At 60.0% G+C, this 12,990-nt stretch carries 12 protein-coding genes and 2 pseudogenes; 1 reads left to right on the top strand and 13 read right to left on the bottom strand.

Annotated elements, in window-relative coordinates; genetic code table 11:
- The 3 genes from B4F51_RS23800 to B4F51_RS23790 form a co-directional block, all read right to left on the bottom strand.
- Positions 1–3,412, bottom strand: a 3,412-nt coding sequence (locus B4F51_RS23800; RefSeq protein WP_296229269.1) for an ESPR-type extended signal peptide-containing protein, incomplete at its 3' end; no start/stop codon positions are given.
- 729 nt (positions 3,413–4,141) lie between these two features.
- Positions 4,142–4,885 carry a response regulator transcription factor gene (locus B4F51_RS23795; RefSeq protein WP_296229267.1) on the bottom strand — a complete coding sequence of 248 codons (744 nt, stop codon included), beginning with the start codon at positions 4,883–4,885 and terminating at the stop codon, positions 4,142–4,144.
- Positions 4,886–5,286: 401 nt separating this feature from the next.
- On the bottom strand, positions 5,287–5,985 hold the full coding sequence (locus tag B4F51_RS23790) for a hypothetical protein (protein WP_296229266.1): 699 nt from the start codon (positions 5,983–5,985) through the stop codon (positions 5,287–5,289).
- Positions 5,986–6,961: 976 nt separating this feature from the next.
- On the opposite strand from B4F51_RS23790, the pseudogene B4F51_RS23785 reads away from it, so the two are divergent.
- A pseudogene (locus B4F51_RS23785) lies at positions 6,962–7,291 on the top strand (recombinase family protein); the annotation flags it as partial.
- Between the two features lie 745 nt (positions 7,292–8,036).
- Here B4F51_RS23785 and B4F51_RS23780 read toward each other — a convergent pair.
- The 10 genes and pseudogenes from B4F51_RS23780 to B4F51_RS23740 form a co-directional block, all read right to left on the bottom strand.
- Entirely contained in the window at positions 8,037–8,432 is a 396-nt protein-coding gene (locus B4F51_RS23780; protein ID WP_296229265.1) for a DUF3597 domain-containing protein, read from the bottom strand.
- A 121-nt stretch (positions 8,433–8,553) separates the two neighbouring features.
- Positions 8,554–8,676 (bottom strand): hypothetical protein, encoded by a 123-nt coding sequence (locus tag B4F51_RS23775; RefSeq protein ID WP_296229263.1) that lies wholly within the window; start codon positions 8,674–8,676, stop codon positions 8,554–8,556.
- 89 nt (positions 8,677–8,765) lie between these two features.
- A complete protein-coding gene (locus B4F51_RS23770; RefSeq protein ID WP_296229262.1) occupies positions 8,766–9,026 on the bottom strand; it encodes a hypothetical protein in 261 nt (86 codons plus the stop codon).
- 216 nt (positions 9,027–9,242) lie between these two features.
- Entirely contained in the window at positions 9,243–9,635 is a 393-nt protein-coding gene (locus B4F51_RS24695) for a C40 family peptidase (protein WP_414706819.1), read from the bottom strand.
- A gap of 267 nt (positions 9,636–9,902) precedes the next feature.
- Complete coding sequence (locus tag B4F51_RS23760; RefSeq protein ID WP_296229260.1) at positions 9,903–10,052, bottom strand: hypothetical protein; 150 nt, start codon at positions 10,050–10,052, stop codon at positions 9,903–9,905.
- A 58-nt stretch (positions 10,053–10,110) separates the two neighbouring features.
- Positions 10,111–10,191: pseudogene (locus B4F51_RS24690) on the bottom strand (hypothetical protein); the annotation flags it as partial.
- A gap of 100 nt (positions 10,192–10,291) precedes the next feature.
- On the bottom strand, positions 10,292–10,645 hold the full coding sequence (locus B4F51_RS23755; RefSeq protein WP_296229259.1) for a hypothetical protein: 354 nt from the start codon (positions 10,643–10,645) through the stop codon (positions 10,292–10,294).
- Positions 10,646–10,673: 28 nt separating this feature from the next.
- A complete protein-coding gene (locus tag B4F51_RS23750) occupies positions 10,674–11,585 on the bottom strand; it encodes an OmpA family protein (RefSeq protein ID WP_296229258.1) in 912 nt (303 codons plus the stop codon).
- A gap of 215 nt (positions 11,586–11,800) precedes the next feature.
- Entirely contained in the window at positions 11,801–12,322 is a 522-nt protein-coding gene (locus B4F51_RS23745) for a hypothetical protein (RefSeq protein WP_296229257.1), read from the bottom strand.
- Positions 12,323–12,373: 51 nt separating this feature from the next.
- The gene (locus B4F51_RS23740) at positions 12,374–12,859 is read right to left on the bottom strand and encodes a lytic transglycosylase domain-containing protein (protein ID WP_296229256.1); all 486 of its coding nucleotides are present in this window, start codon (positions 12,857–12,859) and stop codon (positions 12,374–12,376) included.
- Between the last annotated feature and the right edge of the window lie 131 nt (positions 12,860–12,990).

Here is a 12,990-nt window from a genome sequence, read left to right as displayed (position 1 = left end):
TGTTCGTCGTGCTCAGACCCGTGGACAGCGAGCTGGCCGTCGTCGACGTCGAAGTCGACAGCGACGCCAGGCTGCTGTTCGTCGTCGACAACCCCGTCGACAGCGAGCTGATGCCGGTCGAGGTCGAGGTCGACAGCGACGCCACCGTGCTGTTCGTCGTGCTCAGACCCGTTGACAGCGAGCTGATGCCGGTTGACGCCGAGGTCGACAGGCTAGCGATGCTCGACGTCGTCGTGCTGGCGACCGCATAGAGCTGGCTGCCGTTGATTGCATCGGTGCTGGTTGCACTGATCAGACCGGCAGCGACATTCTGAATACGGCGCTCGGTGCCGGGGGCGCCTACGCTAACCACACCTGCAGCCGAGCTGGCGCCGGCGTACGTACCGTATGTGGTGCTGCCAATGGTCGTGCTGCTGACCGTTCCCGTGCCGCCCGTAGCGGCCGTTGCGGCACCCGTTGTGGCAGCACCGGAACCAAGCGCAACGGAGCCGGCAACATTGGCCACAGAGCCGGAACCGAATGCCTGCGCATTGGTGGCGCTGGCTTGGGCGGTATCGCCCAGTGCTACGCTGCCTGCAGCGGAAGCACTGCTGGCATTACCCAGCGCCACAGAACCTTGCCCGGTCGCCGTATTGGCGTTACCGAGCGCGACGGCGCCATTGCCGTTCGCTGTGTTGTTGGCACCCAACGCAACCGCGCCCGTGCCGGTGGCCGCATTCGGGTCACCGATAGCGACCGCGCCATCCCCAGTCGCCGTTTGCCCTCGACCAATTGCAACTGCGCCGCCAGTGGCCGTCGAGCTGTTGGCTGTCGTGCCGCTGGAGCCAATCGCAACGTTCTGGCCCGTTGCGCCGGAAATGATGCCATCGCCTTGCGCGATGCCGAACGCGCCGCTCGCGGTTGCACCACGTCCGACTGCAATGCCAGACGTGGCCGCCGCTGCGACGGATGACTGGCCGCCCAGGGCGATGCCGTCCGATGCAGCCGACATGGCACCGGCGCTCGTGTTCGAGCCGATCGCAACTGAACCCGCGCCGGTGGCCGCTGCACTGTCGCCAATTGCGGTTGCCCAAATACCAGACGAAGTGGCGTAAGCGCCCAGCGCCACCGATGAAGCGATGCTAGATGCGATCGCACTCGTCCCGATTGCGACCCCATTTCCCCCGCTCGCCGTCGCAAAATTGCCGAGCGCCGTTGCCTGGTTGCCCGACGCGATCGAACTCGCCCCGTATGCCATCGCTTTCGTCCCGCTTGCCGTCGCAAAATTGCCGAGCGCCATCGAGAAGTCTCCAGACGACGTGGCCGAGGCACCGATTGCCGTGGCAGTGACGCCTGATGCTGTCGACCGGTCGCCTAAGGCAAGCGCGGAGGTATTCGATGCGGTGCTGCCATAACCGACTGCAACCGCATCTACTGCACTCGCGTTGGCGCTATCGCCCACCGCGACTGCGCTTGCACCGGCTGCCGTTGCATTGGTGCCGGCGGCCAGGGCATTGAGGCCCGTCGCGCCATTGTCGTTGTAGTTGCCCTGCTGCGCGCCGTTGTCGTTCACGCTGTAGTAATGCGTGCGGGTGGCCGACACCGCCGCATAGAGCTGGCTACCGTTGATTGCATCGGTGCTGGTTGCGCTCACCAACCCGGCGGCAACATTCTGGATGCGGCGCTCGGCGCCAGCAGCGCCGACGCTGACCACACCAGAGGTTGAGCTGGTACCGGCGTACGAGCTTAATGTCGTGCCGTTGATGGTCGAGGAGCTGACCACACCTGTTCCGCCCGTGGCAGCCGTTGCCGTGCCCGTCGTCACCGCATTCTGGCCAATTGCGACAGAGCCCGTCACGTTTGCAGTGGCACCTTGACCAAGAGCAACCGATGAAGGCGCAGAACTGGTCGCAAACGCACCCAGAGCTGACGAGCCGCCTCCCGAGGCCAGTGCGCCAACCCCCAACGCGGTGGCTTGGGCACCCGAAGCTGTTGTTTGCTGCCCAACTGCGGCTGCGCCTTCAGCCGAGGCGATCGCGCCGAAACCGAGGGCCATCGCATTTGCAGTGGATGCGGAAGCAACCTGACCAATGGCAATGCCGCCGCTCTTGGTTGATTGGTTGGCTGCCGCAGTTGCAACCGCGCCTGTACCAATCGCAATGCCGTTGTCTTGTACAGATGCCTTGGCGCCGTTACCAATTGCGGTGCCGTTGGTGGCGGATGCCGTAGCAAGGTTACCGAAGGCTGTCGACGAAGCGCCCGACGCTGTGTTCGAGTTGCCGAATGCCACAGAACCTTGTCCGGTCGCCGTATTAGCGTTACCGAGCGCGACTGCGCCAGTGCCGCTCGCAGTGTCGTTGGCCCCCATCGCAACGGCGCCGGTGCCGGTGGCCGCATTCGGGTCGCCGATGGCGACCGCGCCATTTCCGGTTGCCGTTTGCCCGCGACCAATTGCGACTGCGCCACCGGTGGCCGTCGAGCTGTTGGCTGTCGTGCCGCTGGAGCCGATCGCAACGTTCTGACCCGTTGCGCCGGAAATGACGCCATCGCCTTCCGCAATACCGAATGCGCCGCTCGCGGTTGCGCCACGTCCGATTGCAATACCAGAGGTTGCCGCAGCGGCCACCACGGATTGCCCGGCCATCGCAATCGAATCGGCCGCATTAGCAGCGGCGCCCTGCGTTGCGTTACTGCCCAATGCTGTGGCGCCAACTCCGGCAGCCCATGCGGCGGTGCCAAACGAAGTGGCGTAATTGCCGGTCGAGTGGGCGCCCGCGCCAATTGCGAGCGTATCGATCGCTGAGGCAACAGAGTCACCGCCGATGGCCACTGCGTTGCCCCCCGACGCTTGAGCGCCCTTGGTCGCGGTACTGCCACCGATGGCAACCCCGCCATCCCCCGTGGAGGTTACTGGTGACAGGGCGCTGGAGCCGATCGCGACCCCATACCCCCCAGAAGCGGTAGAGTTATAACCTAAAGCCGTGGAGGCAACGCCCGACGCAGTTGCCTGAAGCCCCAACGCCGTGGCCCACTTGCCCGCCATCGCGCCCATACCAAAAGCAGCGGCACCATTCCCTGTCGCAGTGGTAAATGAACCATACAGTGTCACCCCGAGCAGGGTACCGCCGCCATTCGCGCCACAACCCGCAACAGACGACCAGCTACCGTTGCCGTCGATAGGATTTGATCCTGCAGGATACGTGCGCACGCCATCGGGGCCTGTAGCGGCTAAGGTACCGCAGCCCGCTGCGCTGGAAAACGAATAGACGCCCGCGTACCCCGCCTGAGCAGCGCCAAGAAGCAGCACACCGGCCAGCAACTTGGCTGACGCTGATCCCTTGCCTCGGCCCTTTCCGCGGGCGGTGGTAATTTCGGATGCAGCCACCCACGCACCGAGGGCTTCGTTCCAAATGCTTCGATATGACTTGTTCATCTTCGCTGCTCAGTTGTCCCCGCCGGCGGCCGGTTACGTCGTCGTGTTCTTATTGACGAGCCCGCAAGTAGGTTTCGGTTAAGACAAGCGCCCTTGTTCTCGACAAGAACGGCTTATAGCGAAGGTAGTGCGCTGCAGAAACTGGAATTACAACAACTGTTCCGCGAAGTGTTAATAAATGTGAGGACTTTCGTTGAACACCGCTTGATGCAGCTAACCAGCGGCCCCAGGACAGGGCGACAAGACGGAACCTCGTCAGGCGAGAGACGAACATGAACTGTGATTTGGCGAGCTGCCGCACAGGACCTTCACACTGGATTGCAGAGGTCTTGATGCGACGCGCTGCGTGGCGACGATGTGCGGCTGCCCTCAACCGCTCGAGCTTGACGCTACGCCGGCAAGCGGCGAAAACCGGCTCGCCAGCGCGCAGAGGGCGGCGGCGGCAACCGAGTGAGGGTGGCTAAAGATCCGATCTACGTTGCCAGCCCCCCCCCCTGAGTCGACCGCGGACATGGCCCGAAGCCGCTCGCCACGTCGTTTTACATTGCGCGGGTTAACGGCATGAAGGAATGCGCAACGCGGCAACGGTGCGCGACGATATGCCCTTCACGCACGCCCCCCCCGACGCTGTGCCAGCCATGCGCAACCTGGTCATTGCGCTGGCGCACTTCAAGGGGTGACATCCGGCCACGCACCGAGACTATTTGCGGCGCATATCCCAGAACGGGATCATGCAATCAAACGCGTAGCGGTATCCGGGGATGCGTGGCCCATTTCGACTGCACTTTTTCGAATCAGCTTGAAACCGTGCGAATACACGCTCACCAAGGAATAGGTACTTTGTCGATTCAGGAAAAAACGTGTGCGCACACGTGATACCAGTGCGTCCAGTGCGCGCGAGTCCGGGCTGATTGACTTGCCCCAGATGAACGTCTCCAGAAAGTCTCGCGGAACCAACCAGTCCAGATGGCGAAACATATAGAGCGCCAGTTTGAACTCGCGAGTCGACACACAGAGCGTCTGCCCCTGGTAGGTCACGATCTCGTTCTTGAGGTCGAAGGCGTACTGCCCCTCCTCAAACAGATCGGCTGCCTCATCGTGCTGTCCGAGATACGCACGACGCAGCAACGCACTCACGTGCGCCCGAAGTTCATTGCCGTTGATAGAACCTGTCATGCATCTATCCGCGCCCGCAGAGAGCATCCGCACCATGAAGCGCTCGTCTCCGTTGGGTGCCAATACCATGATCGGCACGCCCGTACCCAGCGTGTTACGCAACCATTGCACCAGCTCTTCGCACTCGATATCCGGCTGCGGCGCAGTCACAACATAAAGACTGAACGTACTCCTGCGCACGGACGCCAAGAGGGTCTGCGCCCGGTTAAAGGAAACACAGCGATGGCCAAGCGATTCGAGATTCCGCTGGACCAACCCCGCACTCAATGCTCTGCTTTCCAAGCACGCGACATCCATTTCTGTACTCCTTCCCCAATGCACACTGCAGCATGGGCAAGCGATACACATTGCCTGCCATGAAGTGGGCGCTACTGCGTATTCGGGCCTGTGCATGCGCCCTTTTGGATAGCCGCTTCATTGGCGACTTCCATTTATATGTGTTGGGGCAGATGCTCGGTACGCCAGCACCTACCCACACCATTTCTACCACCAACATTCCAACGCGTTTTCCTGTCAGTTCTTGACTTCTCCTTGTCACCACACAGATCAGCAAACCTTGAACCGTGGCGTTGACAGCCGTTTCAGTCGGAGCGCGCTCCTCTCAGAAAGCATGCGTGCCAGACGGGCATGCCGAACGACAAAGTAGCGAACCCGCTCCACCTGGCCAGACACGAGTTCGATGGACGGCGACAACGGGCTCAAAGGTCAGGGCGCGCAGACAGCAGCATCGGCGCACTTACGTGCCCTTGAAGAGAACAACCGATTCGCACCGATGCCACCCCTGTTGGCTCGGTTTCCTCCATAAACAGAATTCGCTCTACCCGAGCGTCACTCGGCAGATCCTCTCCACCGTCTGGAGCACCGAACAGCCAGTGGCTACCATCCCAGACTTCGGTGCGAACAAAAGCATTGCCTTCGCGGTGCAACGACCAAGCCTGCAACGTATTCAGCCCTAGCGCCCTGCTCACATCGCTCACGCTGCCTCGCACCAGAAAACCCCAGGTGAAGATCGCATCTCCTGCGCCGAGGTCTTCAACTTCATCAAAGTAGCCGTCCAGTACCAACGGGCCATCTTGATAGGGGGCAAGAAAACGTACTGCGCTGGAGTCACTACGAAGCCGGTCGCCAACCGCGATGTAGGAAAGAGACCCACTGCGTCGCTTGACCTGGGCAATATCATCAAGGCGATCGCGCTCGCCATCAATTGCGGCAAAGAGACGCCGATCGCAATGGGCCAAGGCGCTGACTAGCGTAGGCGTGGCCGCGCCGGTCAAGGTTCGGAGCAGCAGCAGGGCCATGGCCACGCCCACCCCCACCAGGAGGATTCGCGCAATGTAATCGGCCCATCGGCACCGCTGCCGCTTGCGAGCAAAGTAAGCGTTGACCACTGGATTCATAACGTTTCTTGGAGCATCTCGCCGTCAACCAGCAGAATCAGACAATTAATGCATCAGCAACAACCTAACAACGCCACCGAGTAGGAAACTTCGCCTTATTACCCGCCGAATAAATTCAATTACTTAATAGCAATCAATATACATAACCTCTAATCAAACAACAAAACCACCGATACTCACCAAAGTAAATCAACGTCTCAAAACCATCCAACCGACACCGACCTAACCATCAAAACAAATTGACAACTCAGGCGACGGTTAACCACTTCCCCATTTCCGGAAGTGTTCGATCCAATGGGCGACATTCCCGTTGATCACCAAGCGGCCCGCCATTTGAATCCATCACGGGCAGCAGAATTTCATGCAGATTTCTACACGCGCCACCCCTTCCCGGCCGATGTGGGAGTCGATATTTGAGCTGACTGGCTTCATGTCCCCCTCATGCCGCGTGGCACGTAGCTTTATCGAAATGGCGTCCCGTGTGGCGGAGTGCGTCGGTTGTCACAATCCCTAGATCTCATACAGCCCTCTGAATTTCAAGAAACGACATTCAAAATGCGCCGGGAAACTGCACAAAAGGGGGCCCTTTTTTCGCTAGGCCAAAGCGGGGGCGACCGGATGGCACCACGCGGCCTCCAGGGGACTGGGTGTTAAATTTTTTTTAACTCTGATACAAGGGGCCTTATTTGTCCAGTAAGATGCGCCCCAACCCATTGAAACTTAACGTTTGTTTGCATTCGTCCTTGTACCTATGCGACGTACACTCCATCGCATAGGGTGGCGATAGTGAACGAAAGCGACCACCGTACGGTTCATGCGCCGAAGAGCGTGCTTTTTTATGTGTTGGGATAACAACACGGCGTCGCATTTGTGCCGTTTTTTGGCGTTTTGGGAACGCTGGAACACGAGGCCACAACCTTTGTTTGATCTATGCCATTCGTATTAGGCGGGAGACCTATTGCCCATTCGGGGGGAAGCGGGATGTGATCGCATCTACTCCGACCAGGGTGTCTCGGGAATCGAGTTTGTGAGACCTGGATTAGCTGATGCGCTCAATCACCTTCGGCATGGCGATACGCTCGTGGTCTGGCGACTAGACCGACTCGGCCGCTCTTTGAGCATGCTTGTAGCCCTTGTCAACGAATTGGGCAGGAAGCAGATCGACTTCATCTCACTGAACGAAGCAATCAATACCCAGTCGCCGACCGGTGTGCTCCTCTTCCATATGATGGCCGCGCTTGCCGAGTTCGAGCGCAATCTCATCAGCGCGCGAACCCTTGCGGGAATGGCCGCTGCACGTGCCCGTACGTAGACCGCATGTGGGGCGCTCACCCGCGCGCGTTGCGAAGATTGCTCAATGACAAGACCGTCATACCGCGATAACAATCGTCACGATATGCACTCTATCTGCGATGAAACCATGCGTGGCAAGCCAATGACCCTGGTGCACGTGTATCGCTTTGCCTTCAGGGCGAGATGACGTCGAAGCTACATTCGCATTGACGCCTGCGAGTAACATCAGAGGGAGGCCGCCGCCAGCGCGGCACCCTGCTTGCTCGCTTCTTTTTACGACCGAATCTTCCGCAAGCATTCTTCTGCATACGCGATGACTCTGTTCGAGTCGACATCGTCCCAACGTGCACGCTGACGCAGCGCCTGGACGTATGTGCGAAGGACCTCGCCCCCTTCCGCCCCTCGATATTTCCGGCTCAGCCAGGTAATGAAATCCAGCTCATCATCGGTACGGTGCTCCGCCATGTTGAGACACTATTTTCGCGGCAATTCTGACAGACGAACGTTCTTACGAACCGCCAAGGCCCTTAATCCCACTGATGGCATCGCACATGGTGCCGCTGTTCGATGATAGAGATCCTCTGCTCGTGCTCACCAATCACTTGCAAAGTGGCTCGCCTCATCAGGGAATCAGGGGTCAATAACAGAGAGAACGCTTTCAGTTGCTCAAGTGAAAGCGAAACGGGCCGAGAAATATCGTCGACCATCAGCGTTCTAGGTTCATGTACCACATGGGTTGGACTGCACAAGGCCACGCCTTAAGCTGTCAGGCTTGGCGGCAGTTTTCCGCCGTTGGCAGCCAGCGCTTTCATAAGTTGGGCATGTAGCCATATGTTCATGCTCGCGGAATCAGACATGTCCCCCTGATAGCTCAGTTCTTGTGCAAGCTGCCTGCGATGCTCAAGGCTGCTGTCAACACCGAGCGCCTTCATGGTGTCAACGATCGACGTCCGCCAGTTCAAAGATTGGCCACTTTCAAGAACCAGGTGGTCCATCACAGACTCCACGTCCATTTCAGCAAGCGGTGGCGGATCGCCTGCAGCATCTGCGTTGGCTGTGCTCGCCGGAACCGGCACTGGCTCGGAGGCGAGTGGCGGCTGATCCGGCTTAGCTTTACCACGAATCCGATTAACGATATCCGCAAAAATTCCCATACGAGTACTCCAATGCTATTTAAAAAAAGCTGAAGAATTTCAAACCGGGGATGAACAGTCTCCGCGCAAGCCGCCGCAGCGAGTCGAACGGAGGCCGCGCTTCACGCGGCCCCTCCTGCCCTTACCCGCGGTGTGCGCGATGGTGGTGCTTGTGATGCTTGTGATGCGGCGTGCCACCCGCGCTCTGGGCAAAAGCCCCAGCGGCAAACAACATGGCAATAGCAGCAACAATCAGTTTCTTCATGATTTGGATCCTTGAAGGGCAGCGTGTCCGGTCATTAGCAAACGCCGCACGAAACGTCCTTGCGAAAACTCAATTGCGAATTGAACGGCTTACTGCTTCTGCGCGTTCGATTCAGCCGCCTTCTTATGCTGATGGTGGTGATGGTGATGCTTGTGCTTCGCGGGCACATTGGCGGAATTCTGAGCAGATACCACCGCTGCGTCCTGCTTCGGGGCCATCTGAGTCCCAGTCACTTGCACTTGTGGGACCGTTACATTGGGAGCCGTCACCTGAACTTGCGGTGCAGTCACTTGTGCGAAAGCTGCGACGGAGGCCATACCGGTGAGCACTGCAGCGACAAAATTCTTCATGGAAACATCTCCCTTCTTCATATTTGGTTAGTGTGGAGACGATGTCCCCACGCCCCGATAACGGCTTCCCAAAACGAGCCGTTGACGGTTCCTGAGGCCGCTTACAAACGTTGATAATTGGTCAGGTGAGCCGGCCGCGCAGGCGGATCGGCATCGTCAGAAATGAAATCGGACCACGCCCTGCCGGTGGTTTTGCGCCGTTTGCCGCCAGCGCTTTCATGATGCCGGCAAGATGCCAAAGAACAGCCGTCTGGCACCGACATAGTGAGACTGCCAGTACGATCCGGCCAGATTTTCCACGCGCACGCGGCCTCCCGCGGACGGGGCGTGCACGAACTGACCGCGACCAAGGTAGATGCCGACATGCGAATACCCAGCGCCCCGCGTGTTGAAGAACACCAGATCGCCCAGCTGCAATTGCTCGCGCCCGACAGGGCGCCCCTCCCCCGCAAGACTCGCTGCCGTGCGGCCAACGTGCATACCCGCGGTATAGCGCAACACGTACTGGACAAGGCCGCTGCAATCGAATCCGGTTTGTGGCGCATTCCCTCCATACCGGTACCGGATGCCAACGAGGTTCAGAGCGCTCTGTCTGAGCCGCTCCAACATGGAGTCCGCAGGCTGTGGGGCATCGGTCGGCAAAGACACAATGGCGCTTGGTTCTTCCTGATCCACCGGTTCGGCGTAACAAGGCGCCGTCAGAACGGCAAACACGACAGCAAGCGACGCGACGAGCGCCGCAGCCCTGCCGTGCCGCGCTGTTATAGCGTGATCACTGTTTCTAATAGCAGGCATTGAATATAGATGACGTAGTGCGAGAGCGCTTGCATGGTCGCCTTCGTCTCCTTGATCGCGATGGCTACCGAGATCGCCGGGTTAACGACGCCCGTTGCCGTACAGCATGGTGGTGCCGAACCCTGCCACAAACACCGAGCGCAGCACGCCTCTGCGGCCGCAGACAAACCACGCAAGCAGCGCTGGCAACCTGCCCTGGCCGTGGTTGTCCGCCTTCATCAGCACCGTCATATTTGATGCTGACCACCCGTATCTGCGACCACAGGAACAGCGAGACGATTCCCTCCCCGTTCTGCGCCGCGGCTGCTACGACATGGGGGCTGACGCCTCCCAATGCATGCAGCGGGCTCGTGCCAGGATGGCCGAACACGATGCCGCGTGCGGCCACCGCTTGCACGGCAGTACCAGCGGCTGGCGCTGGTGCTGCAAGGAACTGATCTCTGCGACGCCGTTCCAGTGGGGCTCAAAAATCACGTTCGACGGATGGTCATGCAGAGCTCCCAATGCCTGCGTGCGCCGTTGTAATCGTTCTCGAGTTCGCCTCGCGCGACGATCTCCCGTAGATCCTGAAGTTTGGTGTCGTCTGGCAGTGCGGAATAGGCAGGCTCGCCGAGCCGGCTTGTTTCGACGCGAATCGCGCCGCGCTTAGCGACCGCGTTGAGAAGCGCGATGGCGAGCTCCGTGCCGCACCCCAGACGCCGCGCAACCAGCGTGGCGTTGAAGCGCGTGTACGGTGACTGCTGCAACAACGCCAGCACGGTTGCCTCAGTCACGGCGTCATTGGACTCACTTGATGAAACCGCTTTTGTTTTGCGGGGGCGCATGGAAACACTGCCGCTCAAAATGAACGGCTTACGCCGACTGTGCCGAGGCCACCGCAAATGTAATGCGGCGGTTGCGCTGACGGCCCTCAGGGCTGGCATTATCCGCGACCGGCTGGCTGTCTCCGGCTCCTGCTGCCCGCATACGCTCTGCCGGCACGCCCTGGCTTGCCAGATATTGACGGACAGCTTCCGCGCGCTCCAGCGAGAGCTTTCGATTGGATTCCCCGCTGCCCTGATTGTCGGTGTGCCCAGTGATGACGATCGTACGATCATCGTCTTTCAACAACGAAGCAATTTCATCGAGCCGCGCCTTGGCCGGATCCGGCAAGGTTGTCGAACCCGAAGCAAACTCGATGTGCTCGTCGAGCAGGCTGTCAGAGGGCGCAGAGGCACCTGCACCGGAACCTGCGTTAATGGACACATCAATCGCCGACTTCAGTTGGCCCGCGATCCAGCCGGGGGCCGCCGTACCGATGGAAGACCGCACCGCATCGTTCGGGGCCGCACCGCTCAGTTGCATGCCATCGCTTGACGTATGCAGATCGAAGCTGGTCATTTGCTTGAGGCGGGCAAGCACATCAACCGGACGGCTCTGCCACCACAGCGGCAAAGCGCCGGCGCTGACCTCGACCTTGTCCACGACGTTGTCCTTACCCCAGAGCACGCGTGCTGGCTTGAGCAAGCGTTCCTTGGTCGCCTCGTCTGGCACGGTGCCGCTGATGGTGATCTGTTTGGCGTCCCCCACAAGGGCGACAGCGCCGGGCGCAATGGGTCGCTCAACGGCGCGCGTACTTGGCTCCACGGCCATTGCAGATGTCGCGGCAGGTGTCTGGCCGCTGACAAAGCGTACGGCGTAGATGACAACACCGCTGAGCAACACGCCGATCACGGCTGCTACCACGGCGAGGGAAATGCGTTCTGATTGGTTTTCGGTCGTCATGATTGAAATTTCGAACAGATTGCAGGTGCTAGATCAGCTACTCACCACATTGCGGATGTTAGAACCAGCGAAACATCCGCTCGCCTGCCAATTGTTAAATTACCGTGTCGCGGCGTCGGCTTCTCTCTTGGCTCCCGGGCGAAACGAAATCGAACCTTCGGGCCCACGAAAGCCCGAGGGCTCGTACGTCGATGCGCCGGGCACCTCAACGTGCTTCATCGTATTTCCCCAGAAAGTTCGCCATCCATGCAGAGCAGTGCCGGCGGGCGCTCTGCGGGCAGCACCATTGACTCGGTCGGCGTGCCGCGTAAGGCCGCCCGATGCTTACGGCGCGTGCGCATCACCGCCAAAGCGAACAGAACAAGCAAGCCGATCTCCACAAGCACTTTGAACCATACGCTGCTGTACCAGGCCTGGGCGAAACGCAACGGCACCACGCCCGTTGCCGGGTCTATTTGGCGCAAGGCCATGCTTGTCAAGACCGGCCACCAGCAGGGCCAAACCAGAGCCGGCGTGGCATAGCCAATCGTGCGGGCCCAGCGTCTCGTCAAAAGCTGTGCTCCATACGCCGCGATCAGGAGCATGCAACTGCCCAACAGCGCTTCCGCGCCAGACCCAAAGCTCGCGCCCAGCGCGAAGGTCAGCCCCCACAGGCTGAATGTGCCGGCGGTGCTTACGGTCAGCATTGGCAGAAACGACGGCAGGTCGGAGCGAAGCTTGTATCTCGTCAATTGCATGGCTGAGTGTGTGTCTAGCGCGATTCGCTGGGTTGTCCGCATTGGGCAGGCTTAACGAACGGCGCCAAATCCGGAGCAGCGGCCGCCGCACATAGCCCCCCATGACGCCAGCACGTTCTGGATGCTGCGCGCATAGGCATCGCGCCGTGCGGGCACCTCGGAGTGGTAGGCCCCGATTGCCCGCCAGGTATTGCCATGCCGCACCATCTTCTGCTTGAGCAGCCACGCCGCCACGTACACGTTGACGCAGGCATCGGTGAGCGCCTCACGCCCGACGCCGTAGCGCGCAAGGGTGCTGAAATGGACCGAATTGATCTGCGCCATACCAATGTCGAACGAACCATCCGCGTTGTGGTGCACCGCGTTTGCATGGCCTTTCGATTCGAACCACACAATGGCCCGCAGCACGGCCGGATTGACGCCCTGATAGGCGCCAGCCTGCTCAAAACAATCGGCCGCTGCCTGGGTCCACACGGCTGCAAGGCCCAGTGCCACGCAAAGCCTGCGGCGCAGGCGGCGTCGGCGATACTGCATCATTCACAACTCCTTTGACGCTTCCAGCGGCAGGAACGTCCGCTGCAGGCAAAGACCGTCAGGGCTCATGTTCTTATTGCGAGGGCGGCTTCAGCGCTGCAAGCGATGAGGCTCCGCGAAAGGCAGAAAATCGT

Source organism: Ralstonia sp. UBA689 (genome assembly GCF_002298975.1).
Classification (GTDB): Bacteria; Pseudomonadota; Gammaproteobacteria; order Burkholderiales; family Burkholderiaceae; genus Ralstonia.
The sequence above is the reverse complement of the archived record's forward strand: the minus strand, read 5'-3'. Positions and strand labels throughout refer to the sequence as shown.

Coding starts and splice junctions, on each gene's coding strand:
- B4F51_RS23795 (WP_296229267.1), bottom strand. CDS start 4,885: ATGGATGTCGCGTGCTTGGAAAGCAGAGCATTGAGTGCGGGGTTGGTC.
- B4F51_RS23790 (WP_296229266.1), bottom strand. CDS start 5,985: ATGAATCCAGTGGTCAACGCTTACTTTGCTCGCAAGCGGCAGCGGTGC.
- B4F51_RS23780 (WP_296229265.1), bottom strand. CDS start 8,432: ATGGGAATTTTTGCGGATATCGTTAATCGGATTCGTGGTAAAGCTAAG.
- B4F51_RS23775 (WP_296229263.1), bottom strand. CDS start 8,676: ATGAAGAAACTGATTGTTGCTGCTATTGCCATGTTGTTTGCCGCTGGG.
- B4F51_RS23770 (WP_296229262.1), bottom strand. CDS start 9,026: ATGAAGAATTTTGTCGCTGCAGTGCTCACCGGTATGGCCTCCGTCGCA.
- B4F51_RS24695 (WP_414706819.1), bottom strand. CDS start 9,635: ATGTTGGAGCGGCTCAGACAGAGCGCTCTGAACCTCGTTGGCATCCGG.
- B4F51_RS23760 (WP_296229260.1), bottom strand. CDS start 10,052: ATGACGGTGCTGATGAAGGCGGACAACCACGGCCAGGGCAGGTTGCCA.
- B4F51_RS23755 (WP_296229259.1), bottom strand. CDS start 10,645: ATGCGCCCCCGCAAAACAAAAGCGGTTTCATCAAGTGAGTCCAATGAC.
- B4F51_RS23750 (WP_296229258.1), bottom strand. CDS start 11,585: ATGACGACCGAAAACCAATCAGAACGCATTTCCCTCGCCGTGGTAGCA.
- B4F51_RS23745 (WP_296229257.1), bottom strand. CDS start 12,322: ATGCAATTGACGAGATACAAGCTTCGCTCCGACCTGCCGTCGTTTCTG.
- B4F51_RS23740 (WP_296229256.1), bottom strand. CDS start 12,859: ATGATGCAGTATCGCCGACGCCGCCTGCGCCGCAGGCTTTGCGTGGCA.